Source organism: Brucella lupini, assembly GCF_002252535.1.
Classification (GTDB): domain Bacteria; phylum Pseudomonadota; class Alphaproteobacteria; order Rhizobiales; family Rhizobiaceae; genus Brucella; species Brucella anthropi.
The window spans coordinates 1-25,863 of sequence record NZ_NNRN01000054.1 but is presented as its reverse complement, the minus strand read 5'-3'; the positions used below and the strand labels follow the sequence as shown (position 1 = coordinate 25,863).

Below are 25,863 nucleotides of genomic sequence, written 5' to 3'. Positions count from 1 at the left end.
AGGAGTTGAAATGCTGAATCTGCGCTCCCGGCGCGCGGACAAGGATCGCGCCCGGATGATCCGCACCGAGCCGCTGAGGTTGAACCGGTCGGAACAGGAAGACCATCTTGCCACTGAAACCTACGACATTCTGATCGTTGGCGGTGGCGTGACCGGTGCTTACTGCGCCTTTGATGCAAGTCTGCGCGGCTTTCGTGTTGCGCTGATCGAGAAGGATGATTTTGCATCCGGTACGTCGTCCAAATCCTCCAAGATGGTGCATGGTGGCCTGCGCTATATCGAGCAGGGCAATCTCGGTCTGGTGCGTCACTCGCTGCTGGAGCGTCAACGCCTGCGCCGCAATGCCAGCCATCTGGTGCAGCGCCTGCCTTTCCTGTTCCCCATTCTGGAACGGGATGGTGTGTTCGATTCCCGCTTCGCCAAGGCATTTGAAGGCCTGCTTTGGACATATGATCTGGCTGGTGGCTGGCGCGAGGGCATCCTGCATCAGAAGCTGACTGCGGCGGAAGTGCTGGCGCATTGTCCAACCTTCAAGGACGAATATCTGCGTGGCGGCCTCATGTATTTTGATGCCCGCGTCGATGATGCGCGCCTGACGCTGGCACTTGCCCGTTCTGCCGGCTTTTATGGAGCCACGGTCCTCAACCATTCGAAGGTAGCAGAGATCACCCGTAGCTCGGGTCGGGTCGACGGCGCTATTGTTCGGACTGTCGAGGGTAAGGAAATCCAGGTGCGCGCCAAGACCGTCATCATGGCGACAGGCGTGTGGCTGCGCGACTGGATGGGGCTCGGCAAGGATGGCGAAAAACCGTTGCATGTGCGCCCGGCCAAAGGCGTTCACGTGGCAATCCCATGGTTGAAAATCCGCAACGACTGCACCGTGACGGTGCCGGTGCCCGGCCGCAGCCGTCGCGCGACCATCACGCGCTGGGGCAACGTCTCCTATCTTGGCACGACCGATGAGGACTATCAGGGCGATCTTGATGATGTGCATTGCACGCGTCGCGAGCTTGATTTTCTGATTGAGGGCGCGTGCAGCGCACTCAATATCGACCTGACGCCGGATGATGTCGTCGGCAGTATCGCCGGGTGCCGTCCGCTGGTAGCCGCTTCGTCTGGCGGTAGCACCATGGACGTCAAACGCGATCATTCCGTGCATGTTGCACCAGACGGCCTCGTCACGATTGTGGGCGGCAAGCTGACGACTTCGCGTCATATGGCCGAACAGACGGTGGATGCTGCTGCAAAAGTTTTGGGTGATCGTCGCCGCTGCACCACGAAGAAGGCGTTTCTGCTGGGTGCAGCCGGTTATGACGCACAGGCAATCGTGGCTTCCGGTGGCATGGAGGCACATCTGGGTGAACGTTACGGCACGGAATCGCGCTTCGTCAGCGATCTGATGGCTGCTCGTCCTGAACTTGCCGAACCGGTGGTGGAGGGCCTGCCCTATACCGGCGGAGAAGTCGTCTACGCTGCCCGGCATGAACTTGCCCGGACCATCGATGACGTGCTGTCGCGTCGTATGCGTGCCCGCCTGATGGCGCGCGATGCCTCCGCCCGTGCCGCCGCAAAGGTTGGCGCCTTGCTGGGTGAAGAGCTTGGTCTCCCCCAGGCCGAAATCGACCGTCAGGTCGCCGCCTATGTGGCCGCGACCGAAAAAGAAAAATCCATTCTCACAGGAGCGAACTGAACATGATCAGCAAGGAAGCCATCAAGCGCGGTTACAATCGCGGAAATTATGTCGTTGGTGCCCCGACCCAGCCGCATTATGCCGGCAGCATCAACGAAATCGGAACCAAGGCCGATCTGGCTCAGGACGCCGTTTCAGTGGACGCCGCCCTTGTCGCGAAGCTGCAGGGCGTTGCAGACGAAGTTCTGACCGCGCGCGAAGATCTCGTTGTGAATACCCGCGACTGGTGGGCGCGCACGATGGTCGCGGAAACGGGCGGAAAGCCCGCAACGGTTGATGGTGTGTTCGTTCGCGTTTCGACGGTGGAGCAGGTTCAGGCTGTCATGCGCCTTGCGCATGAAGCCAAGGTACCCGTCACGGTTTCTGCCGGGCGCTCCAATGTTACTGGCGCGGCGCTGCCGCTGCGCGGCGGTATCGTGCTTGATGTCTGCAATCTAAACCGTTTTGTCAGCTTCGATGCGGACAGCCAGATCGTCGAAGTTGAAGCTGGCATGTTCGGCGATATTTTTGAGGAAATGATCCAGCGCGACTTTGGCATGACCATGGGGCATTGGCCGTCCTCGTTCGGTATCAGCACTGTGGGCGGCTGGATAGCCTGCCGCGGCGCGGGCCAGCTTTCGACGCGCTACGGCAAGATTGAGGACATGGTCTATGGCATGGAAGTCGTGCTGGCCGATGGTTCGCTGGTGACGGTTGGAAACTATGCCCGCGCGGCAATCGGACCTGATCTGCAGCAGATCTTTATCGGTTCGGAAGGTACGCTCGGCATCATCGTGAAGGCGCGCCTGAAACTGCATCGCCTGCCGGACTACGCTCGTGCGATTGCCTATGGGTTCAAGAGCTTTGCCATCGGTCTGGAAGCCTGCCGCCGCATCATGCAGGGCGGTGCCAATCCGGCAGCGCTGCGTCTTTACGACGAGTTGGAAAGCGGCGTGCAGTTCGGTCTGCCGGAAAGCAACGTGCTGCTGATTGCGGACGAAGGCGCGCAGGAAATGGTCGATGCCGTGATGGCGATCAGTGAGAAGGTTTGCGCTGAACTCGGTGACAAGCTTGATGGTGATACGATTTTCGAGAAGTGGCTCGATACGCGTTATCTGACCGGCAAGAGCGCCGAGGGCTTCAAACGCAGCCCCGGCTTTGTTGCCGATACGCTGGAAATGACCGGCTGCTGGCGCGATCTGCCTGCGATCTACGATGAAGTCGTGGCTGCCATCAATGCCGTGCCGGGTACGCTGGCGGGATCGGCGCATCAGTCGCATGCCTATGTCGATGGCGCCTGCCTTTATTTCTCGCTGCGTGGTGACGTGGACGTGGAAAAGCGCGCAGAATGGTATCGCGCTGCATGGGATGCTGCCAATGCCGTTCTAATCAAGTATGGTGCGGCCTTGAGCCATCATCATGGTGTCGGACTGCTTCGCGCGCCTTACATGAAGGATGCTCTGGGATCAGCATTTCCGCTGCTGGAAACGGTGAAGAAGGCGCTTGATCCAGACAATCTGCTTAACCCCGGCAAGCTCGGACTTTCGCTCGACATGCCAAGAGACGGAAAATGATGGAATGACTTTGGACAGAACGATCGGTGAGCGGCTTTTGCGGGCGCCTGTCATGGCAACGCTCTACGGCGTGGATAATCTTCAGGCCTTTCTGGACAGCAAGGCGGAAGTTGGCATCGTTGCCAATATTGCCCTGCGCCATGTGGCTGAAGTGCTGAACGCGCTCAAGAAAAGCAACAAGCTGATCGTTCTGAACATCGACAGTTGCGAAGGCCTGTCGCAGGACAAGGGGGCCATCGAGTTTCTTGCCGAGATTGGCATTTCGGTGCTGCTGTCGACCCGCGTTCCAACAATTCAGAAGGCTGCGCAATGCGGCCTTCTGACCATGCAGAAGGTCTTCGTGACCGACCGTTCCACCTGGCCCCGCAGCCTGAAAGCAATCTCGCAGAGCGCACCCAATCTGGTGCAGATCATGCCATCGCCGATGCTTGGATACCTGTCTGCAGAAGACAAGCGCCGCCTGCCGCCCGTCGTGGCTTCTGGCTTTATCTGCAATGAGACCGATGTTGCTACGGCAATGAAGCAGGGTGCCATTGCCGTTTCGTCAAGCAATAAGTCGCTTTGGGATTACAAGCGATAACCGGCGCTTGAAGGCTGTTTTCAACATTCGCACCTGACACGCAGTTCGGGAATTCTGGCGTGACTACCAAGGAAAGAGGAAGCTCATCTGCGTGCAATGGCCCGCGACGCCATGAAGCAAATAAGGCTGCTGGTCAACAATCCAAGAGAGGTGAGCGAAGCCGACGCTCTGGCTATTCATAAAGCAGCTTGGGGAAGTCGTTGGTACTATCGGCGGCTCGCATAAGCCATCATTTCGACCTAGCGTTAGATCAAAGACCATTGCGGTAACGCAGCTAGTGACGTGCTCCCGTTAAATTAGGCCATTCAGAACTGGAATTTTCCACTTGTGATCCCTTATTGGGGAGAAGGAGATTGTCGTGAAAGCATCGAAGTTTTCGGAAGCGCAGACCAAATCCGCTTTTCAGAAGTCCACACATTGGACTTTCTGGGCAACCACTGCCGAATAGCAGCGCAGAATCTGGATCTCACGGATATCGTTTTTAAATTGGATGATGGCGTTCTGGTTGCAGCGCTACCAGATGCGGTGCAGATCACACATTCACAGGCCGTCGCTGTTCAACGATATGCCGCCAGAGAAGCCAGAAATGCGGAACGAGAACAAGATTGGCGCGAAGTCGTTCGTAGACACAGAGGCGCTGCCGCTGCTATCGTGCTTGATGCTCCCAGGTATGGGATGAAAGATATCCCGGTCGCCCAAGAGCAGATGATCGCGCTGCTTCGGGATAAAGGGCACCGCGTCAATCAGATAAACGAACGCCTTTGGCGTCTGGATGACCGTGCCGCGACGCTCGGTGATCTGATTCAGCTGGCTCGTAAATATGAAGATGGTCTCGTCGTGGTGGCTGCGTAACAGCAACAAAACATTGTAATCGCACAGCAGGATTTCATTGCAATTCGACATAAAAAATAGGCTGCTTCGGCGGCCTTTTTCGTTGGCAATTTTCGACATGGAGCGGTGCCATGTCACCTATAGATTACAAATTCAAATCGTCCTGAATTTTGCTGGCTTGATATGAGTTGCACGCTACTCGGGATGCCTCTTTGAAAATTTCAAAGCCGACGTCGCAAATGCCACCGGCGACGACAATTGCGAGGAAACGTTTTTCGTGGCGGTAAAAACAAAGGCCGCCGAGGCGACCATCTAAATAATTGATATCATTATGAAAAAATGGTGGGCGATGAGAGACTCGAACTCCCGACATCTTCGGTGTAAATGGCTCCTTAGTACTTCCCTCAATTTCCCGAAATATCCTTAAAATACTGATTTAATTAGTTTTTATCTTAAAATACATCCTTGATCTTCCCTAAAATTCTGCTCAAATCAGTCGCTGAAAGTTGCTAATTAGTTGCTAGGAGCCGCGATGCCAATCACAAAAACTGATGTTGAAGGGTTGCCGCCGAACTCAATAATATGGGATTCCGGTCGCGGCAGTGTCGCCGGATTTGGTGTAAGGCGGCAACGTGCTGTTCAAGTTTTCATTGTCAAATATTCCGCGCGCGGTAGGGCTCGATGGGTCTCTATTGGGAAATTCGGCGCACCCTGGACGGTTGAAACCGCACGCTTGGAAGCTAAACGCATATTGGGATTGGTCGCGACAGGGATTGATCCTGCCAAAGAACGTGATGAGCAGAAAACTCAAGCCGAACCGCTGACGGTTGCGGAGCTTTGCGACCAGTATATGAAAGCCGCCGAGGCGGGCGCCGTCCTAACCCGTTTCAATCGGCCGAAAAAGCCCTCGACTATAGAAACGGATAAGGGCCGGATTGCTCGGCATATCAAACCATTATTGGGAAAGATGGCTGTCATTGATGTCGACGCACGTGTCGTCAAACGCATGATCCATGACATCACCGTCGGTAAGACGAAAGCGATTACGAAGACAAAGAAACGCGGGCGCGCAGTTGTTACAGGTGGTGCCAGCACAGCAGCCAGAACGGCCGATATGTTATCAGGAATAATGACCTGGGCGGTGGATGAAGGACTGATTCAAATTAATCCAGTCCACCGGGTGCGGAGATTTCGCGCTCAACCGAGGCAGCGTTTCTTAAATGAAAAAGAGTTAGCACAACTTGGAGCGGTCCTCCGTCATGGGAAAGACGAGACCGACAAAACTTTCCATCCCTTCGCGATAAAGATCGTCACGCTTTTGGCGCTGACGGGCTGTCGCTTGAGCGAGATATCTGCTCTTCGCTGGCAAGAGTTTGATGCCGATCAAAAGTGCTTACGGCTCGCCGACACAAAAACCGGGCAAAGTATCCGCGCTATCGGATCTCGAGCTGTCACGTTATTGAAAGAGTGTGATGTGCACGCCGGGAAGGCTTGGGTATTTCCGGCAAATCGCGGTGAAAAATCATATCACGGGATGAATCACGAGGCAGTGAGAATTTTTCAAACCGCAAGCCTAGAGAATGTCACTTGTCATACTCTACGACATACGTATGCATCCTATGCGTCAGAGCTCGGCTATTCTGATGGAACCATAGGTGGCCTGCTAGGGCATAAGGGGAGAGGTGTCACGTCACGATATATTCACCGTCCTGACAACGCTTTGCTTTCGGCTGCAGAGGAGATCTGTGAGAAGATCAATGCGTTATTGGCTTCTAACTTCTAATTAGAAGCCTAGTCGAAAATTCGCAAAATTAATTCGATCGCTGAAAACAAAAGGTAGATTGTTATGTCCATCTTCGATATCCAGCGAGCTGACTGGAAAACTCATGCCCGCTCCTCGATCAGGAACTTAAGTGGAAAGTTCCAATTCTGAATAGCCTAATTTAACGGGAGCACGTCGGAAACGAATGATCCCCGCTGCGGGAGCAAAGCTGTAGTTTCTGTCGCCTTATTCGCCGGATCTCAATCCGATCGAACAGGTCTTCGCCAAGATCAAGCACTGGATGCGAGAAGCGCAAAAACGCACCATAGACGAGACATGGCGTTACATCGGCCAAATCGTCGAAACGATCCAGCCGAACGAGTACAACAACTATCTCGTAAACGCTGGATACGTTTCGGTCAAAGCATGAAATGCTCTAGGGGAACAAGTGTAAAGCATCATAGCATCGCCGTTTTCAGACGCCCTGAAGAAGATATTCACTCTGCCCCCAGCCAAAGATCCGATATCAGAACAAAAATCACAACTATTTCAATATCATAGAATGCAACCGAGATTTGCGAGAGCGCTCCAAAATCCGCCCGTAGACGGCCACTGTTTGTCATTCGTCATCCCGAGGTCCGCAGACCTGAAGCATTTAATTATACCCCTAACGATCAGTAAGATTGTGCGGTAGCCGTCAAAGTCATTTCCTGTAGGTTGACCGATTGCGGAAGTTGATACGCAAATAATATGGTGTTGGCGACATGGATCGCGTCGATGCCGCCGTCCATATGATCGCGGTCCTTTGACCACACCGCAAATGCCGCTGGATCGGTGATCGTTTTGTCGATCTCCGATTTAGTGATGCCAGGCGAAACAGTCATCACACGAACGTTGTATTCTGCCGACGCGCCACGCACACCTTCGCTGACAGCATGGACGAAGTGCTTGGTCCCGCCATAGACATCATGGAAAGGATAAACCTTGCGACCCGCGATGGATGAAATATTGACGATCGTGCCATGCCGACGGGCTTTCATGGCCGGCAAGATGGAATGCATGCAATTGAGAACACCCAGCACATTGATATCGATCAGGTCCTGCCATTGCTCAGGGTCCTGATCGTCAAGCCGTGCCAGCCGCGAAATTCCGGCATTGTTGACCAGAAGATCGATGGGGCCAAAGCGCTTCTCACCCTCTCCTATAGCACGCAGCACAGCTTCCCTGTCACGCACGTCTGCACTGCAACAGACCGTGTTGGGCAATCCCAGTTCATGGAGTTTGCTGTCGCGACGGGCCAACAGCAGAAGCGGATAGCCCGCTTTTGAAAAGATGCGCGCGATTTCAGCGCCGATGCCCGCGCTCGCACCGGTGATCATGACCAGAGGCCTGGTGGTGGATGATGTGTTTTCCGGCAAGTCCATCGCCTCCCTATAGTTGAATTGTAGGTGGGTTTGAAAAACCGGGGCGAAACAAATGCTCCCCCCGGTTTGGGTGTTGTCTACTTTGCGGCCTGTTCCCGAATCTGCTTGATGTTGAGAATTGGGGAGACCTCAAATTTGTAGAACTTGTTGTCTGGATTCGGATCGATAAACTGATCCACGTTTTCCTTGGTGATCGCGCTAGCCGGGAAATAGGACCCAAGCGGCAGGTTCTGTGCGTCGAGATTTTCGTTGAAGATCTTCTTCAGGAAAACCGAGGTCGAAACGCCCATTTGCTCGCCGGAGAACGTGCCTGTCACCAGAAGATTGCCCTTCTTGATTTCATCAAGCGCAATGCGGTTGCCGTCGGCGGAGGTAGCGACCTTGATCTTGCCGTCGCTTCCGATATTGCGCAGGGCGCGCAATGCACCCAGCCCCATCCAGTCATTGTCTGCGATAATATGGGTAAGGCTGCTGCCATGTGCGGTCAGCATATCCTCCGACGCGGCAAGGCCGCCCTCTTCCGTCCATTTGCCCTCGCTCATGGCAACGACTTCGAACTTCAGCTCGTCGTCCTTGAAACTACCGGACTGCTTGGCGGACTGAAACAGCTTGTAGCCGCGCAGCATCGCTTCTTCCTTGGTCATCTTCAGGCCGAGGTCCTGAACGCGCTGCCATACGATACCGGAGACCATGCCGTTGAGACGGCTTTCCGATGTCGAGTTGCCAACAACGCCTATGATCAGCGCCGCCACGATGGGGCTCTGTCCGGCATCCTTGGCGATATACTGGCCGGCTCCAAAGCCGTTTTCATATGGATTTGGCGTAATCGTAGTGAGAACGCGCGCTTTGTCAGACGGAACCGTTCCGATCGCCACAACTGGAATACCCGCATCGACTGCGCGGTTGATACAGGCTGCAATGCCCAGCGTATCGGTCGGATCGACGACAATCACATCCTTCGCTTGCGTGACGAATGTATCGATCTGCGAGCACTGCCGCTGGAGGTCGCCATCAGCCACCTGCACATCAAGATCGAGATTGCTGCCCTCCGCCGCTTTCTGCGCGCCCTTGATCAGCTCCACGAAGAAGGGATTGCCCATGGTGATTTCCGTCCAGCCTACCTTGATCTTGTCCGTAGTGGCGGGCTTCTTCGGCCATGCTTTCTCGATATCGGTGCGGTCGGGCATGTTCGGATCGATCAGACCCGAAAGCGCGGTATCGGGCATGAGGCTATAGATTTCGGCCTTGCCGCCGGCGTTCTGCGCAACGGCCAATCCAGCCGAGCCGGCCATTGTCGTGGCCAGAATGAAGGCAAGTGTCGTAGTTCTGTATTTCATCGGTTCCTCCCAGGGTAATAAAGTTTGAGATAAATCCGGCTCGCCGCCCCCGTTGCGGCGTGCGGATATCGGTTTAGCGGGCATCCCTACCGAAACGCTGGAACATCACGGCTGCGATAATGATCAGCCCCTTGATGATCTGCTGCGGATAGGATGGAATGCTCATGAGATTCATGATGTTGCCAATCAGTCCCAGCACCAGCACGCCGATGAGCGTGTTGATAACCGTGCCCCGACCGCCCGACAGGCGCGCTCCGCCGATCACGCAGGCCGCAATCGCATCCAACTCGAAGCCGATGCCGGTAATTGGCGTGCCGACGCCAGTGCGGGACGTGACGACCACACCGGCCAGCGCGGACAATGCGCCGGATATCACATAGACAGCGAAAACGTAGCGGCGATGCGCGATGCCAGCCAAACGCACGGCGGTTTCGTTGCTACCAGTGGCGATCACCATGCGTCCGAATACAGTACGGTGCATCAGGAACCAGAAGAAGGCGATAGCGACGATGGACAGAAGAACCGGCCACGGCAGCATCAGGCCCGGCACGCCACCGCTGCCGAAACTGTCGAAAATTGCTGATGATTTTGATTCATATGGCAGGCGTATTGGCTGGCCGTTCGACATCATGTATGTCATGCCGCGCGCGATCGTCATCATGGCGAGCGTCACCACGAAGGGGGCAAGGGAACACCACGCTACAAGCGCGCCGTTAAACGCTCCGAGCAGCCCGCCAAAAGCCAGCACGATCAGAACCCCTGTCAGCACCGCGATGGGGCCGTCGAAAGGCAGTTGCGGCGTCAGCATCGCCACCGCGAGACCGCCCGCAGCAGCCACTGCACCGACCGACAGGTCAATACCGCCTGTATTGATGACAACCAACATGCCTATGCTGATCAGAAGCAGTGGCGTGAGCTGACGCAGCAGGTTGAAGATATTTCCGCGCGACAGGAATGCATCCGACAAATAGGCCGATATGGCAATCAGCGCCACGAGCATCACGATCGAGCTATGGCGCATCAGAAACTGGACGATCCGGGAAGCCAGCCCCTCTCGGGCGGTCAAGGTATGCGTTCCATCCACAGTCATTGTTTTACTCCCATCGCCAGTGCAATCACGGCTTCTTCGCGCATGTTCTCTCCACTTACCTCACCAGTGATCTTGCCATTCCGCATAACGACGATGCGGTCGGCCACGCCGATCAACTCGGGCAGGTCGGAGGAAATCACGATTACAGCCAGACCTCGGCGGGCGACCTCATTTATGATTTCATAGATTTCGGCTTTTGCGCCAACATCGACGCCGCGTGTCGGTTCATCGAGAATCAACACTTCCAGATCCGTGGCGATCCATTTAGCCAGCGCCACTTTCTGCTGATTGCCACCCGACAGGGTGGACACAGCCAGATCGCCGCTCGGCGTCTTGATACGAAGCGACTGGATAAGTCCATCCGTCTCGCGCCTTTCCGCGGTCCGGTCGAGAATACCGCCGCGCAGCGTTTCATTGCTGCGCCGCAACATGATGTTCTCGCTGATCGACAGGTCGAGCAGCACACCCTGTCCTTTGCGGTCTTCCGGGACCATTCCGAAGCCGTTACGCACGCCCATGCCAGGGCTGGTGTTGCGCACCGTGCGTCCCTTGAGACGCACTTCCCCGGCAACCGCACGATCAGCACCGAATATGGCGCGCATCGTCTCCGTGCGTCCCGAGCCTATCAGACCGTAAAAGCCGAGCACCTCGCCAGCGTGAACCGTAAAGCTGATATTGTCGACCAGCCGCGACAGAGCCAGATTGTCGACTTCCAGAACCGGTTCACCGATCGTCACGTCGCGCGGCGGGAAGACATGCGCCAGATCACGTCCCACCATCATCTCGACCAGTCCGGTCTGATCGATGTCGCCGACACTTACGGTCGCAACCCGACGGCCGTCCTTCATCACAGTCGCCCGATCGCAGATCGCGAAGATTTCTTCAAGTCGGTGTGAGATATAAATGACGCAGACACCCTCGTCTTTCAGACGGCCAATTAACTGGAACAACTTCTGTGTTTCACGTTCCGTTAGCACCGCCGACGGTTCATCAAAGACGATAACCCGTGAGCGGCGGCGCAATGCCTTGCAGATTTCCACGATCTGCTGCTCGGCGACCGACAGGTCCGAAACCAGTCGACGGACATCGAGTTGCGCCAGACCGAGACTGGCGACCAGTTCCTCGGCACGCGCATGGAGCTGCTTCCAGTTGATAACGCGCTTGCCGAAGGCAAGATCATCAATGAAAATATTTTCGGCCACGCTCATATGCGGGCACAAGGCAAATTCCTGATAGATCACCGCAATGCCGTGATCGCGCGCCACGCGCGGATTGGACAGGATCAATTCCTCGCCGTCGAGTGAAACCTTGCCCTCATCTGGCTGATAGTCGCCGGACAGAACCCGCATCAGCGTGGACTTACCGGCACCGTTTTCACCCAGCAAGGCATGCACCTCACCGCCGTTGGCGGAAAAAGTCACGTCGGACAGCGCTCGTATCCCACCAAAACGCTTCGATATCGAAGCCATTTCAAGGTTGTTCGCCATGCCTCCTCCAGACGGTCGCTCTACTGCAATTCCAAAACCGCGCTATTTTCACATCGCGATTTATGTAGTTTTATTACTTTTTATGGTTTAGTCAATCACCATTAAAGGGATTTTAATCGCATTTTTCGGCACAATTGGCGATTGACAGGCAATTCCATTTATTGTTTTAGTAGTGTTATTACCAAAATTAAAGGGTGACGACAATGTCGAGAGCTTTTGGCGGACCAGGAAAATATATTCAACGCCGCGGAGAGATCGCGCGGATCGGTGCGCATCTCGACGCCCTCGGCAAGCGCTTTCTCATGCTGGCGGACCGCGCTGTCTTGGGCCACCTCAATGCCGCTCTCGAAGGCGTGACCGGACTGCAAATCGTGGCATTCGGCGGCGAATGCAGCGCAGCCGAAATTGCTCGCACCGTCGCCCTTATCCGCAATTCGAATGTCGATGTCGTCATCGGCGCGGGTGGTGGCAAGGCCATCGATACCGCCAAGATCGCCGCCATCGAAACCGGTGCGCGCATTGTTGTCGTACCCACGATTGCCTCAACCGATGCACCTTGCTCCGCTGTTGCGGTGCGCTATACGGACGCTGGCGTCTATGAGGAATCCCTGCGCCTGCCCCGCAATCCCGATCTGGTTCTTGTCGACCCCGAGATCATTGCCGCCGCCCCGGTTCGGTTTCTGATTGCCGGCATCGGCGATGCTCTGTCCACCTGGTTTGAGGCCCGTTCCAATATTGAATCCCGTACCGCCAATTATGTTGCGGGCGGCTTCCCACCGACCGATGTCGGTATTGCCATCGCGCGGCGTTGCCACGACATATTAATGGCCGAAGCCGAAAAAGCGGTCAGCGCCGCGCGGAATGGACTCATCACCACCGCAGTCGAGCGCATCATTGAGGCCAATATCCTGATGAGCGGGCTTGGTTTCGAAAATTGCGGCTGCTCGGCAGCGCACGGTATTCATGACGGACTGACGGCGCTGCCGCAGACCCATCGCTTCCTGCACGGAGAGAAGGTGGCTTTCGGTACGCTTTGCCTTTTGATGCTGGAAAACCGCGATAGCGCCGAAATCACTGAAGCCATTCGCTTCTGCCGCAAACTTGGATTGCCCACCACGCTGGCCGATCTCGGTCTTGCGGATGCCAGCCGAGACGACATCACCCGTGTAGCAGAAGCAGCTCTTGCGCCGGGCGAGTGCACTTTCGCAACCCCCGTTGAACTAACCGTCGACACGGTGCGCGATGCGATCCTCGCGCTCGACGCTTTTGCCCGCCACACCCTCTGAAAGAACTTCGACATGCCGCAGACTTCATCTTCCGCTTCCGCATTTCAGGATTCCGTCGTTCTCGTCACCGGTGCAGCGGCAGGCATCGGCCTTGCCGTCGCCCGTATGTTTGCTGCACGCGGCGCAAGGCTGTTTCTGATCGACCGTGACGAAAAGATCGTCGCGGTCGCGGCGGAACTCGGCGCCGGGCATCGCGCCATATGCCTCGACGTGCGTGAGGACACATGCGGTGATCGCGCCGTTACGGCAGCGCTGGATGCCTTCGGGCGTCTGGACATTCTGGTCAACAATGTCGGCATCGGCCCCCTCGCCCCGGCGGAGGATTATCCGCTCGACCTTTGGGATGCCACCTTGTCCATCAACTTGCGCGCAGCGTTCCTCTTCGCCAAGGCGGCCGCGCACCCGATGATCGCGCAAGGCTATGGCCGTATTGTCAACCTGTCCTCGCAAGCGGCAGTTATCGGCATTGAAGGTCATGTCGCCTATTGCACCAGCAAGGCCGGCATTCTCGGCATGACCCGCTGCATGGCGCTCGAATGGGGCAAGCACGGCATCACCGTCAACGCACTCTCGCCAACCGTGACTGAAACCGAACTCGGCCTGATGAGCTGGGGCGGCGAAAAGGGCGCGGCAACGCGGGCTGCGATTCCCACCGGGCGTTTCGCCAAGCCCGAAGAGGTCGCGGAAGCAGTCCTTTATCTCGCAAGCCCGCAAGCGGCCATGGTCAATGGAGCGAACCTCGCAATCGATGGCGGCTACACAATTCGCTGACACGGCATTGGTCGCCGAAACGACACAGGAGCATCATCTTGAAATTATTTCCTCCCACCGCATGCGCGATCACCCCGGAAACCGGAAAGCTCGGCAATGCGACCGGACGGTACGAAAAGCGCCTCTCCGACCTCGGCGGCCTCTACCGCGATGAAGACGCTTTCAGGAGCCTTGCCGCCACGCAAGGCGACCGTGTCGTCTACGCTGTCGAGGAATTCCGCCCGGTCGAAACGGCAGGCGATCTGATTTTCGGCGTCACCTATATGCAGCCCGGACAGGTTGCAGGCGAGTATTTCATGACGCGGGGCCATATTCATAAGACGGCCAACCGCCCCGAAATCTATCAGGGGCTTTCCGGTGAAGGACTTATGCTGATGGAATCGCCGCAAGGCGAGACCCGCGTCGTTGAAATCCGTCCGAACACTGTCTGCTACGTCCCGCCCTTCTGGATCCACCGCTCCGTCAATACCGGTTCCGGCGAACTGGTGATGTTCTTTTGCTATCCATCCGATTCCGGACAGGACTACGACATCATTGCCCGTTCGGGTGGCATGCACAGCCGCATCTATGCCGATGACACCGGCGGCTGGGTCGAACGTGAAAACGATCTCTATCGCCAACGGACGCAAGTCGAAATTGAAGCCGTCACCCAGAGCGCCGCAGTCTGAAGGCAAAACCATGACCAACAGTATTTTTCATCGCATTGCCGAACTCGGGGTCGTTCCGGTTATCGCCATTGATGACGCCAATCGTGCAATCGCCCTGGCGGACGCTCTTCTGGAAGGCGGCCTGCCTGTTGCGGAAATCACCTTCCGCACAAAAGCCGCCGCCGAAGTCATCGCCATTATGGCGCAGGAACGTCCGGCGCTGATCACAGGCGCAGGCACCATTCTCGACACCGCCAATCTTGAAGCCGCCCGCGCAGCTGGCGCGCGCTTCGGACTTGCCCCCGGCTACGATCCGCGGATCACTGCGGCTGCGGTCGATATCGGGCTGCCCTTTGCGCCTGGCATCATGACCCCTTCCGAACTCGGCGCAGGCTTGGCCGATGGCATCCGGCTTTTCAAGTTCTTCCCGGCCAAAGCCGCTGGTGACCGTGAACTCCTCTCGGCTATCCACGCACCTTTTGCCCATCTCGCCCCGCGTTTCGTGCCAACCGGCGGCATCACACCTGACACGATGCGCGACTGGCTGAGCCTGCCCGCCGTTGCTGCCGTCGGCGGCACCTGGATCGCAACACGCGAGGACATCGCCTCCGACAATTTCGCGGGCATCACCCGCAAAGCTCGCGAAGCCGTCGCACTGGCCGCTCAGATCCGCGAGGAGAACAAGAAATGACTACCTATCAGCCAGCCCGGCGTCCGACCCTATATTTTATCGGCGTCACCACAGGCTCATCCTCGATCATGCGCGTCTTTCCAGCCTGGGCGCAATTCCTTGGTCTCACGGACGCCCAGATCGTCGGCATGGATTTTCCGCTGCATGCCGACCCGGACGCCTATCGTAAAGCCGTCGCTTTTATCCGTGACGATCCGATGTCGCTCGGCGCACTCGTGACCACGCACAAGCTAGACCTGTTTGCGGCCTGCCGCGACATGTTCGATGAAATCGATCCACATGCCGCGCTGATGCATGAAACAAGCTGCATTTCCAAGCGTGATGGAAAGCTGCGCTGCCACGCGAAAGATCCAATTTCATCAGGCCAGTCGCTGGACGGGTTCCTGCCAGCCAACCATTTCGCGAAGACCGGCGCAGAACTGTTGATGCTGGGCGCGGGTGGCTCCACCATCGCCATCACCTGGCACCTGATGCGCAAGGCGCGCGGCACCGATGTGCCCTCACGCATCATCGTCAGCAACCGTTCGCAGCCACGCCTTGACGAAATCGCCAAGGTGCATGCGCAGGTCGAAACCAACTTGCCTGTCGCGTATGTGCTGGCCGACCAGCCAGGCAAGAACGATGCCCTGCTCGCCGGTCTCAAGCCCGGTTCCGTCGTCGTAAATGCCACGGGCCTCGGCAAGGACGCGCCCGGCTCGCCGCTGACCGATGCCGCAATATTCCCCGAGAAAGGCATCGTCTGGGATCTTAATTATCGCGGCGATCTGGTGTTTCTGCGCCAGGCCCGCTTTCAGCAGGAAACGAAAAACCTGCAAATTGAGGACGGCTGGACCTATTTTCTGCATGGCTGGACGCAGGTTATCGCTGAAGTCTTCGACGTGGCCATTCCCACATCGGGACCCGAATTCGACGAAATTTCGCGAATTGCCGACGAAGCCGGACGCCAGAAGCCGAAAGAATAGGACCAAGCGATGCCGCGTATCCTCATCACACCCCGTTCCATGACATCCTCTCCACCGCCCGAACTGCGGCGACTGGAAGAGGCGGGGTACGATCTCGTCTATGCACTGGCCGGGCAAACGCCAGCACCAAACGACCTGAAAGAGCTCCTCCCCGGTTGCGTCGGCTGGCTCGCCGGTGTTGAAGCGGTTCCCGGAGACGTCATCGAATATGCCAGCGAACTGCGCGTCATCTCACGCAACGGCGTCGGCACCGATAATCTGCCAATGGCAGCTTGCGAAAAACGCGGCATCGTCGTCAAGAAAGCCGAAGGCGCCAACTCCATCGGTGTAGCAGAACTGGCAGTCACACTGATGCTGACCCTAATGCGTCGTATCCCGCAGATTGACCAGAGCGTCAAATCCGGCGGCTGGCTCCGCGAGCGCGGCGCGGAAATGAGCGGGCGCACCGTCGGAATCGTTGGAATGGGCGCGATCGGAAGCCACGTCGCACGCATCGTGAGCGCCATGGGCGTGAAGGTGATTGGTTTCGATCCGTTTCCGCGTGATCCCGGCCTGCATCCCGCACTCTTCCGCTTCACAACGCTGGACGAGTTGTTGTCCGCTTCCGATCTGATCACCCTGCATGCGCCGGGCCGGTCGGATGGCGCAGCGCTGCTCGGCGAAGCCGAATTCGCGCGGATGCGCCAAGGCGCGATGATCATCAACACGGCTCGCGCAACACTTGTCGATGAAACCGCCCTGCGCAAGGCGCTCGACAGCGGCCAGATCGGCGGCTATGGCGCGGATGTGTTTCCAACCGAGCCACCGTCGAACCTCGATCTTGCCGGGCACCCTCGCGTCATCGCAACCAGCCATATCGGCGCGCTGACCGAAGAAAGTGTCAGCCGGGCGACCAGTATCGCGGTTGACAATCTTCTTGCCGTGCTTTTGGCGCAGGGATCGGCAAAATGAACATTTCTGTCGCCGCCCCATTTATTCCACGACCGCTGCATGGAAATCTCGCCGGCGCGCTTTCGCAGAGCTTGCAACGCGGGGATGATCTAGCCTTGTTCTGGCTGGGACAGGCGGGCTTTGCGCTGGTGGCGGCGGGCCGGTTGCTGGTAATCGATCCCTATCTGTCCGACAGCCTGGCCGAGAAATATCGCGGCACCACCTATCCGCATGAACGGATGATGCCAGCGCCAATCCAACCCGAAGAACTGCCGCGGCTCGATGCGGTTCTCGTTACCCATCGCCATACCGATCATATGGACCCGGGAACCTTACCGGCACTTGCCCGCACATTTGCGCAAGCGCGTTTCATCGTGCCGGAAGCCGAACTCACCGAAGCCTCGCTTCGCACCGGACTTGCCATAGATACCCCCCGGCTGGTGGGCGTCAATGCCGGGGAAGTCATGGAGCTTGGCGCAGGGTTGAGTCTGACCGTCTTTCCAGCCGCTCATGAAACGCCTGAAACAGATGCCGCGGGTCGCCACAGGTTTCTCGGCTACGGGATAGAAATACCCGGATTGCGCCTTTGGCATTCGGGTGATTGTGTTCCGTTTTCCAGTCTTGTCCCGCTCGTGAAAGCCTTCCGGCCGGATGTCGCCCTGCTGCCGGTTAATGGGCGTGATCGCGTATTGCGCGCGGCTGGCGTGCCCGGCAATTTCACGCTGGATGAGGCCATTGCCACGGCGCGCGACGTGGGGGCATCGCAACTTATAGCGCATCACTACGGGATGTTCGATTTCAACAGCTGTGCGCCAGAGGCTATTGACGAAGCTGCACGCTGGGAGCGTTCAATTTTTGTTTCTCGGGCTCTTGCCGATGTCGTCTATGATGGCAACGCTGAATCAGGACTCAATATGAGGAAAAACAATGGTTGAGGTCGGTCTGACCGAACAGGGCTCTCCACATCACGCGGACGATATCCTCACCCTTATCAGAGAGTTACTTGAGACATTGCGTCGATCAGACCGCAAGGTCGCAGAAATCGTTCTGAACGATCCCGCGCGCATCCTCAACGCCACGGTTGCCGAAACAGCGGAACTTGCCGAGGTCAGCCAACCGACGGTCATCCGGTTCTGCTCGGCCATCGGTTGCGATGGTTTTAGCGATCTGAAGCTGCGGCTTGCCCATAGTCTTGCCCTCGGCACGCCAGCAACCCATTCGGTCATTTCGGAAGATGATACGCCGCAGGTTATTGCCAGCAAGATTTTCGATTACACCATCACCAGTCTCGACTGGGCACGTCGCAAGCTGGACTATCAACAACTCGATTTGGCTGTCGAGATGCTGACTGCTGCTCGCCGTATCGAATTTTTCGGTTTTGGAGCATCAGGTGTGGTCGCCCATGACGCCCAACAGAAGTTTCCGCTTTTCGATGTGCCGTGCGGCGCGGAACGAGATATGCACCAGATGATGATGCTCGCCGGCATGATGGGTAAAGGTGATGTTGCCGTTGTCATTTCCAACACAGCCTCAACCGCTTCTCTGATCGAGATGGCGGATCTTGCACGCAAGAATGGTGCGAAAGTTCTGGCGCTCGTGGGACAGCGCGGACCACTGACCGAGCATTGCGATGTGCTGCTCGTCCTCGAAACCCTCGATAACACCGATATCTACACGCCAACCATATCGCGCCTTGCCGCTCTCGTGGCCATCGACGTGCTGTCGACAGCCGTAGCATTGCGCCGCGATATGCAACATGCCGACCGGTTCAAACGCATGAAGCAGCATCTCGCCCTGCTGCGAACACGCGACAACATCTGACGCCGCCCAGCGGCGACCACCAATGCAGGAGATAAAATGCCACCTCGTACCCTTTCGCCACGCGACCTTGCGCAGATGATCGATATCAGCGCCGTCCAGGCTTTTCACACCGAGGCTGATGTACGTGCCGTGGCTGCTGTCGGACTCGCCGAACAGTTTATCGCAGTGCATGCATTGCCGAGTTTTACCGCGCTTCTCTCCGAGCTTTTACCGAGCGAAAGCGGTGTTCTGGTCGGTGGGCCAATCGGCTTTCCCTCCGGCGGCAGCCTGATTGCGACGAAGGCAGCCGAGGCACGCGGGCTTGTCGAGGCTGGCGCAACCGAAGTCGATCTGATGATGAATATCGGACGGTTGAAATCGGGTGACAATGCTTATGTGGAGCGTGAACTTGCCATCGTCATCGCCGCGGTTGCGCCGGTGCCTGTCAAGGTAATCATAGAAGTTTCGCGACTTACCGATACCGAAATCACCCGGGCCGCCCGGCTAGTCGCGGATGCGGGCGCTGCTTTCGTGAAAACGGGTACGGGCTGGACGGGTATGCCAACCACACTGGACCATATTCGATTGATCCGTAAAGCCGCAGGCCCCGATATCGGCATCAAGGCTTCAGGTGGCATTCGCGATCTCGACACGGTGGCAAGGATGATTGCAGCAGGTGTCACGCGCTTTGGCATCAATACGCAGGTCGCCCGCGAACTGGTCGCGCAATGCCGCATGCTTCCCGGTGGCGTTTTGTCGATTCCCGGCTGATCCGTTTTCGCTCGTATCCTGCTTTTCACTCGGAAGCTGAAACAATGAACGACCTCGTCCTTGCCTGCGACCTCGGCACCGGCGGCCTCAAGGGCGCCATTTTCGCAGCAGACGGAACGCTGCTTGCCGAAACCTTCCAGCGCTATCCGACCTATTATCCTGAACCGCTCCTACACGAACAGCGTCCGGCGGAGTGGTGGGATAACCTTGTGCGGGCCGTGCATGACCTGCTTGCGCAAGGTGTTTGCGGAGGCTTTGCCGCCTCCGACATCAAGGCGATCAGCCTGTCCGGCCACAGCCTAGGCTGTATTCCGCTCGATGCCGGAGGCCGGCTTTTGCAGGAAGCCGTCCCGCTGTGGTCCGACGCGCGAGCCCAAGACATGGCGCGCCGCTTCTTTCAGATCTTCGATGAAGACGCGTGGTATCTGCGCACCGGAAACGGCTTTCCCGCACCGCTCTATCCTCTCTTCAAGATAATGTGGCTGCGTGAAAACCGGCCTGATATTTTTGCGCGAACCCGTCAAATTCTTGGTACCAAGGATTACCTCAACCATCGCTTGACCGGACAGATCGCGACCGATCCATCCTACGCCTCGGGCTCGGGCTGCTACGATCTGACAGGTGGTCATTATGCCGCCGACATTCTGGCCGCTGCCCGTTTGTCGGTAGAGCTTCTGCCGCCGGTTGTCCCCTCGGCCTCTATCGTTGGCACCCTTCTGCCCGATATTGCAAACACCCTCGGGCTTCTGCCCGCAACGGCAGTCATTGCCGGCGGCGTCGACAACTCATGCATGGCACTCGGTGCACAAACCTTCGAAGACGGCGATCTTTTCTCCTCGATGGGTTCGTCGAGCTGGCTGACTATTTCAGCCTCGCGGCCGGTTCTGGACACGCGCGTGCGATCCTATGCCTTCGCCCATCTGGTGCCTGGGCAATTCATATCCGCCACATCGATCTTTTCCTCGGGAACGACGATGGACTGGGTGCGTAACCGGTTGCTGGACAAAGACGCCAGCCATGCCGACATGGAGGCCTGTGCCGCGTCCGCCCCGCCCGGAGCACGCGGACTGCTTCTAGTGCCGACGCTTGGCGGCGGCACTTCGCTTGAAGGCGGCGCGGAAGTGCGTGGTGCCTATATCGGCCTTTCCTTAGAGCACGGACGTAGCGAACTCGCTCGCGCAGCCTATGAAGGGGTCGCCTACGGGTTACGGGTTGCGCTCGACGAATTGCGGGGGATGACTGCCATCGGCAAGTCGATGGTAACGGTTGGCGGTGGCGCAAAAAGCGCTTTCTGGCGGCAGATTTTTGCAGATATTCTGGATATCGACGTTGTTAAGACTTCCATAGATCAGGAAGCGGCAACGCTGGGAGCTGCCGCGATCGCCTTTAAGGCACTGGGTCTGTGGGCTGATTTCACGCCGCTGCGCTCGATCCACCAGATTGAAGCCATAAGCCGCCCATCGCCGCAAACGCACGCAACCTATACAAACGGCCTTAGCGGTTACCGTCTTGCTGCCGAACAGCAGCATATTTTGTCCGGGCCACTGCAAGCCTATCGCCAGGCCGCAAACCACTGATCGGTCCTTTCCTGATTGAAATGGAGACTAGCCAAGTATGAACATTGACAGCTTCGCCCCCAATCTCTTCACCGGTAAGACCGCTTATGTCAGCGGCGGCACCAGCGGAATCGGTCTTGCGATTGCGACTGCCTTCGCCCGACTTGGTGCAATCGTTACGGCTTCGGGCAGTTCGTCTGCGAAAGTTGCTGCGCTAACCGCCGAGCCGCCCATCAGCGGCATGCACTTCGTCCAACTTGACGTGACCAACCGTAGAGCGGCAGAAAAGGCATTCGAAGGCATGCAGCAGCTCGATATTCTCGTCAATGCCGCTGGGATCGCAAGGCCCGACAAAGAATACGAGGCCGAGACGTTTCAGGAAGTGATGGATGTTAACCTGAACAGTGTCATGTGGCTGAGCAGCGCCGCAAAGCCGCTTCTCGCCGTTCGCGGCGGCAACATCATCAATACAGCCTCAATGCTGAGCTACCTTACCGATATCGCTGTGCCTGCCTATGGCGCAAGCAAGGCCGGTGTGTTGGGATTGACCCGTCATCTTGCTCATGCATGGGCCGCTGAAGGTATCCGGGTTAATGCAGTGACCCCCGGCTATATAGCCACGGCCATGACGACCGGCCTGCAGGAAGACAGCCACTTGACCGGGCGAATACTTAATCGCTGCGCAATAGAGCGCTGGGGCACGCCAGATGACGTCGTGGGAGCCGCCCTATTTCTGGCCTCGCCCGCTGCCGCCTATATCACGGCTACTGATATTGCGGTAGATGGCGGCTTTGTTAGTGGTGGCTTCTAACTGCTGACAAACGGAAACGACGTGCAACTTTGGAAATGGATGTGGCAATGGATAAAGCGCTACCGACAACGTATCGGGTCTGGGCGTGGCGTGAAGCAGGCGAACCAAGTGGCTTATGTATGGAAAAGCGCCCCTTGCCTCAACCAGGTCCCGGTGAGGTGCTGATCGCCAATAGAAGTATTGGTCTCAATCCCGTAGACTGGAAGATGATTGCCTGGGGCAATCCCGATTGGAAGCCTGGGCATGTACCTGGCGTGGATGGGGTCGGCCATATCGTTGCTGCCAGTCCCGACGTGCATTTACCACTTGGACTGCGTGTCGCTTATCATCAATCGCTCGCACGCGACGGAAGCTTTGCCGAATTCACCGTGGTGGATTCAGCCAGCATTATACCTGTCCCCGATAGCGTCGACGATATAATGGCTGCTGCTGTACCTTGCCCCGCTCTGACTGCTTGGCAGGCGCTTCAAAAAATCTCGCTACGGTATGGCGCTCGGGATGTTCTTGTTGTGGGTGCCGGTGGAGCCGTTGGCCTTGTCCTTTCACAACTTGCTGTCGCGCAAGGTTGGCGAGTTTGGGCAACGGCTTCGTCCAGACATCGCGACAAGCTATTGTCACTGGGGATCAGTGGTGTGTTCGACTATCATCTGAACGACTGGAGTAAACAGCTCCAGGAAGCATTGGGTGCGCGCAAACTTTATGCAGCATTCGATACTGTAAGCCGCGACCATGCCGCCTCGTTATTACCTATGATTGGCTATAATGGTCATCTTGTCTGTATTCAAGACCGTATAGATCAGAATCCGCAGGCTCCCTTCAGCACTGCCGTTTCCTGTCACGAAGTCGCATTAAATAGTATACACGCTTACGGTACTGAGGCGGACTGGCGTGATTGGCGTACTGCCGGCACTAACCTGTTCGAGATGATCACGCGTGGAATGCTAGTTGTTCCAGATATAGAAGCCTTCAGCTTTCCGTCCCTGCCAAGAGCGCTGACTCAAATAAAGAAAAATTTGAATACCGGAAAAGCCATTGTTTTCTTTTAAGAGGTGGCATCTATCAGGGCGCGCTGCGACTCGACAGTCATGGCGGAAGCCCTATCGGTAGGCTCGCGGACATGGCTCGGCCGCCTATCTCGTTCAAAATGGCCAACCCGAGAAATACAAATGGTTCGCCGCTATAACGTGCCAGTTTTCTGCAAGATCGACACATGGCAAAACGGCACTTTTGCCATATGTATTCTTTCCTCCATGAATTCATAATACATTAAAATTAAATCCAATTTTACTCACATATGATAGTATACGAAGGTGAAGTCCTTGCTTTGAAAACCTTCAAATAAGGAAATGTTACTATGCGACACGGCGAAGAGAAAAACTTTTACCGTCCGATGTAGAGACGAGCCCCATGCGATAAAGAGCAGCCAATACCGCAGATACAGCTGGTAAAGCTCTGCGTCCTTGCTTGAACGACAAAGCGATTGCATTTGCATCAAGTGTTCCGTCGGCCTCCATGAGGCGTTGCAATACAGCAGGCGTCTGGTCGCGTTCGTCAGTAGGGAAACTAGGTTTAGGCCCTTCTTTCACCGGAGCTCCGCCCTCGCCAAGATCGGCTTCTAACTGCTCAGCTTTTTCTTTATCAGATCCAAAACGTGGGATCTGATATTCAGGACGTAACCAACGCACCAATCCGCGTTTTTCTTCCTTTGCTCGTTCCTTATTCAACGACACGAGGCGCGCTAGGATTTCTTCGTCGGATGAATCGGCAGGCCAGCCATAGGCAACAGCTACAGCTTCATCAAGTTTTTCGTGCAACTCTTTCAAGATGAGAACCAATCCATCATCAAATATTCGACGCTCCTTCGCTCCTAAGTCATCAGGCTTAGTGCCAGCCTTCAGCATTTCTAGAACGTTGTAGAGTCCGGTTAACGTGAGATGTGAATGCTCTTCGAGAACACGTTTACGTTGAGCGTCTAGTTCTTCGGCAATGTCGCCAATTTGGGCTTTCTGCACATCTGATGCAGAAGGGAATGGGAATGGATCGAAACATAAAGACTTTGAATAGCGCGGGCGATCCTCAAGCGTGCCCCCTTGAGCAAGCGCCCAAATTACATGAATTTTAGACGACAATATGCCTAACAAACAACTATCTGATAATGCAATCGCTACAAGCATATTATCTGGGAGAATGTCGGCTTCTAAAAACTGAAACACGCGATGCTTGGCGGTTTCAACAGTAACTATATATCTACAAATACCAGAAAGAGCGGGCCTTAACTCTTTTCTCGGTTCGCCGAAAACCCACCAATTATTTCGATAAGAAGCACGATTATTACTGTCGCGCTCAGGCTTTACATTTGTAAGAATATGCTGATAGATTTCAGGATAACGCGAACGTACTTGCTCCGCTGTTAAGCCAAACAAATCGACCGCCATTACGCCACGCGGGCGATCCATCAAATCGCGACCGTTCCTGTAAACACGAATGTGCTTATCTAAACCTTGGTGGCGTCCCAGACCTAGATATTCAGCCTTCTGTGGTGATAGGATAAACCCTGCACCATGTAGAGACATGCCACGAGAGGACAGTCCTTCTGAAGCCAAAAGTTTGGTGGCGGAAGCAACATCCACTCCAACGGTCAAATCCGAATTAATTTTTCCACTCCGTTCGTCAAACAAAATGACGGGACTATCGGTATCGACAGCTTCTTCTTTAACAACCTCCAACAGCCGGCCATCGTGTTTGCCCGCTCCTGCTACAGTGATCGCAATGCGAACGGCAGCGCTGTCTCTGGTAACCTTGGTCCAAGGATGGTCTGGAATGGCCATCAATAGGGAAAGCGGCTTCTTGGCGTTTAGATAAGGCTCCATCACGCGCCGTTGAAACAACTGGCTGATAGAATTGGTCGTTACATAGCCAAAACGCTTCAATCCGCTTTTAGGTTTCAAGAGAATTTCCGCCGCTCGATCCCACCAATACATGACAAAATCAGCACTTTCATTCATATGCTTGTGCGCTTTCCATAAAGCCTCAGCATAAGCCGATCCCATTCGTGCACGGATATCTTTGCCACCCACAAAAGGTGGATTACCGACTATATAATCAGCCTTCGGCCAATCGGGTTTACGCGGGTTCGGATAGCATTCCCTTCCGTCAATGACCTGAGGAAGAGGATATCCATCCCACTTCAAAACCGCATCCATACATTGGATGTTTTTGAAAGCTTTTAAAATAGGTTCAGACGGTGCGACGCCACGGTTGCGGAAGTGCCATTGCAAGTGACCAATCCAAAGCACTAACTCCGCAATTGCTGCCGCACGTGGGTTTATTTCCATACCTAAGAATTGATGCGGGTCGATTGTATGGCTCTCGTAAGCAAGCGCCTCCTGACCGCCAAGATCATTCAATGCTTCGAGCACCTCACCTTCAAGGCGCTTCATAAGCTCAAGCGAAACGTAGAGGAAATTGCCCGTACCGCAGGCAGGGTCTAGTACGCGGGTCTCACACAGCTTGTCATGAAATGCTTGCACCGTTTTGATTGCAGCATCCTGCTTACCCTCGGATTTTTGCCGATCAGCAGTAGATCTTGCACTATCCCATTCCGCGCGCAATGGATCTATGACTGTCGAAATAACCAACCGCTCAACATAGGCTCGCGGCGTGTAATGCGCGCCCAATTTGCGGCGATCTGTTGGGTCCAGCGCCTGTTCTAGAAAAGTACCAAAAATTGCGGGCTCGACATCTTTCCAGTTGTAGCTTGCAGCTGCTGCCAGCTCGCCGATTTCTTCTTTTGCGAGCTTCAAAGCACGACGCTTTTTGAAAAACTCGCCATTAAAGCGCTTCACTGTTGATTGCCACTGAGAACTGACCCGGCGTTTCCACCG

General features: G+C 56.0%; 22 protein-coding genes and 1 pseudogene. 17 read left to right on the top strand and 6 right to left on the bottom strand.

The features are described 5' to 3' along the window. Positions 1 to 10: 10 nt before the first annotated feature. The 3 genes from CES86_RS19005 to CES86_RS18995 are packed head-to-tail and all read left to right on the top strand — an operon-like array spanning position 11 to position 3,823. Complete coding sequence (locus CES86_RS19005; RefSeq protein ID WP_094515092.1) at positions 11 to 1,690, top strand: glycerol-3-phosphate dehydrogenase/oxidase; 1,680 nt, start codon at positions 11 to 13, stop codon at positions 1,688 to 1,690. A 2-nt stretch (positions 1,691 to 1,692) separates the two neighbouring features. Continuing rightward, positions 1,693 to 3,243, top strand: coding sequence for an FAD-binding oxidoreductase (locus tag CES86_RS19000; protein WP_029925047.1), 1,551 nt, complete (start codon positions 1,693 to 1,695; stop codon positions 3,241 to 3,243). A 4-nt stretch (positions 3,244 to 3,247) separates the two neighbouring features. Then, a complete protein-coding gene (locus CES86_RS18995) occupies positions 3,248 to 3,823 on the top strand; it encodes a glycerol-3-phosphate responsive antiterminator (protein ID WP_081861771.1) in 576 nt (191 codons plus the stop codon). 540 nt (positions 3,824 to 4,363) lie between these two features. Here the strand turns inward: CES86_RS18995 and CES86_RS18990 are convergent. Further along, positions 4,364 to 4,774, bottom strand: coding sequence for a hypothetical protein (locus CES86_RS18990; protein WP_029925050.1), 411 nt, complete (start codon positions 4,772 to 4,774; stop codon positions 4,364 to 4,366). 412 nt (positions 4,775 to 5,186) lie between these two features. Between CES86_RS18990 and CES86_RS18985 the strand changes: the two genes are divergently transcribed. Continuing rightward, positions 5,187 to 6,437: a tyrosine-type recombinase/integrase gene (locus CES86_RS18985; RefSeq protein ID WP_094515091.1), complete on the top strand. Its 1,251-nt coding sequence runs from the start codon at positions 5,187 to 5,189 to the stop codon at positions 6,435 to 6,437. Positions 6,438 to 6,651: 214 nt separating this feature from the next. Further along, positions 6,652 to 6,846 (top strand): annotated as a pseudogene (locus CES86_RS18980) (IS630 family transposase); the annotation flags it as partial. A 244-nt stretch (positions 6,847 to 7,090) separates the two neighbouring features. Here CES86_RS18980 and CES86_RS18975 read toward each other — a convergent pair. The 4 genes from CES86_RS18975 to CES86_RS18960 form a co-directional block, all read right to left on the bottom strand. Then, positions 7,091 to 7,795 (bottom strand): SDR family oxidoreductase, encoded by a 705-nt coding sequence (locus CES86_RS18975; protein ID WP_235819947.1) that lies wholly within the window; start codon positions 7,793 to 7,795, stop codon positions 7,091 to 7,093. A gap of 122 nt (positions 7,796 to 7,917) precedes the next feature. After that, entirely contained in the window at positions 7,918 to 9,177 is a 1,260-nt protein-coding gene (locus CES86_RS18970) for a sugar ABC transporter substrate-binding protein (RefSeq protein ID WP_094515089.1), read from the bottom strand. 73 nt (positions 9,178 to 9,250) lie between these two features. After that, positions 9,251 to 10,267, bottom strand: coding sequence for an ABC transporter permease (locus CES86_RS18965; protein ID WP_094515088.1), 1,017 nt, complete (start codon positions 10,265 to 10,267; stop codon positions 9,251 to 9,253). Beyond that, positions 10,264 to 11,754, bottom strand: coding sequence for a sugar ABC transporter ATP-binding protein (locus tag CES86_RS18960; protein WP_094515087.1), 1,491 nt, complete (start codon positions 11,752 to 11,754; stop codon positions 10,264 to 10,266). Before CES86_RS18960 ends, CES86_RS18965 begins: the two co-directional genes overlap by 4 nt. 203 nt (positions 11,755 to 11,957) lie before the next feature. On the opposite strand from CES86_RS18960, the gene CES86_RS18955 reads away from it, so the two are divergent. Genes CES86_RS18955 through CES86_RS18900 form a run of 12 tightly spaced genes read left to right on the top strand, consistent with a single transcriptional unit; the run spans position 11,958 to position 23,025 of the window. Continuing rightward, positions 11,958 to 13,040, top strand: a complete 1,083-nt coding sequence (locus CES86_RS18955) for a glycerol dehydrogenase (protein ID WP_094515086.1) — start codon at positions 11,958 to 11,960, stop codon at positions 13,038 to 13,040. A 12-nt stretch (positions 13,041 to 13,052) separates the two neighbouring features. Beyond that, complete coding sequence (locus CES86_RS18950) at positions 13,053 to 13,811, top strand: GolD/DthD family dehydrogenase (RefSeq protein WP_094515085.1); 759 nt, start codon at positions 13,053 to 13,055, stop codon at positions 13,809 to 13,811. Positions 13,812 to 13,846: 35 nt separating this feature from the next. Then, the gene (locus tag CES86_RS18945) at positions 13,847 to 14,479 is read left to right on the top strand and encodes a glucose-6-phosphate isomerase (RefSeq protein ID WP_094515084.1); all 633 of its coding nucleotides are present in this window, start codon (positions 13,847 to 13,849) and stop codon (positions 14,477 to 14,479) included. A 10-nt stretch (positions 14,480 to 14,489) separates the two neighbouring features. Beyond that, positions 14,490 to 15,149, top strand: coding sequence for a bifunctional 4-hydroxy-2-oxoglutarate aldolase/2-dehydro-3-deoxy-phosphogluconate aldolase (gene eda, locus CES86_RS18940; protein WP_094515083.1), 660 nt, complete (start codon positions 14,490 to 14,492; stop codon positions 15,147 to 15,149). After that, on the top strand, positions 15,146 to 16,111 hold the full coding sequence (locus CES86_RS18935) for a shikimate dehydrogenase family protein (protein WP_094515082.1): 966 nt from the start codon (positions 15,146 to 15,148) through the stop codon (positions 16,109 to 16,111). The genes eda and CES86_RS18935 overlap by 4 nt, the downstream gene beginning before the upstream one ends. A gap of 9 nt (positions 16,112 to 16,120) precedes the next feature. Then, entirely contained in the window at positions 16,121 to 17,062 is a 942-nt protein-coding gene (locus CES86_RS18930; protein ID WP_094515081.1) for a phosphoglycerate dehydrogenase, read from the top strand. Beyond that, complete coding sequence (locus CES86_RS18925) at positions 17,059 to 17,976, top strand: MBL fold metallo-hydrolase (RefSeq protein WP_094515080.1); 918 nt, start codon at positions 17,059 to 17,061, stop codon at positions 17,974 to 17,976. Before CES86_RS18930 ends, CES86_RS18925 begins: the two co-directional genes overlap by 4 nt. After that, positions 17,969 to 18,862, top strand: a complete 894-nt coding sequence (locus CES86_RS18920; protein WP_094515079.1) for an SIS domain-containing protein — start codon at positions 17,969 to 17,971, stop codon at positions 18,860 to 18,862. The genes CES86_RS18925 and CES86_RS18920 overlap by 8 nt, the downstream gene beginning before the upstream one ends. A 36-nt stretch (positions 18,863 to 18,898) precedes the next feature. Next, positions 18,899 to 19,612 carry a deoxyribose-phosphate aldolase gene (deoC, locus tag CES86_RS18915; protein WP_094515078.1) on the top strand — a complete coding sequence of 238 codons (714 nt, stop codon included), beginning with the start codon at positions 18,899 to 18,901 and terminating at the stop codon, positions 19,610 to 19,612. 44 nt (positions 19,613 to 19,656) lie between these two features. Beyond that, positions 19,657 to 21,189: a xylulokinase gene (locus tag CES86_RS18910; protein WP_094515077.1), complete on the top strand. Its 1,533-nt coding sequence runs from the start codon at positions 19,657 to 19,659 to the stop codon at positions 21,187 to 21,189. 37 nt (positions 21,190 to 21,226) lie between these two features. Next, positions 21,227 to 21,979: an SDR family NAD(P)-dependent oxidoreductase gene (locus tag CES86_RS18905; RefSeq protein ID WP_094515076.1), complete on the top strand. Its 753-nt coding sequence runs from the start codon at positions 21,227 to 21,229 to the stop codon at positions 21,977 to 21,979. A gap of 47 nt (positions 21,980 to 22,026) precedes the next feature. Continuing rightward, positions 22,027 to 23,025, top strand: coding sequence for a zinc-binding dehydrogenase (locus tag CES86_RS18900; protein ID WP_094515125.1), 999 nt, complete (start codon positions 22,027 to 22,029; stop codon positions 23,023 to 23,025). A gap of 306 nt (positions 23,026 to 23,331) precedes the next feature. Here the strand turns inward: CES86_RS18900 and CES86_RS18895 are convergent. Further along, on the bottom strand, positions 23,332 to 25,863 hold a 2,532-nt coding region (locus CES86_RS18895; RefSeq protein WP_143851088.1), incomplete at its 5' end, for a class I SAM-dependent DNA methyltransferase.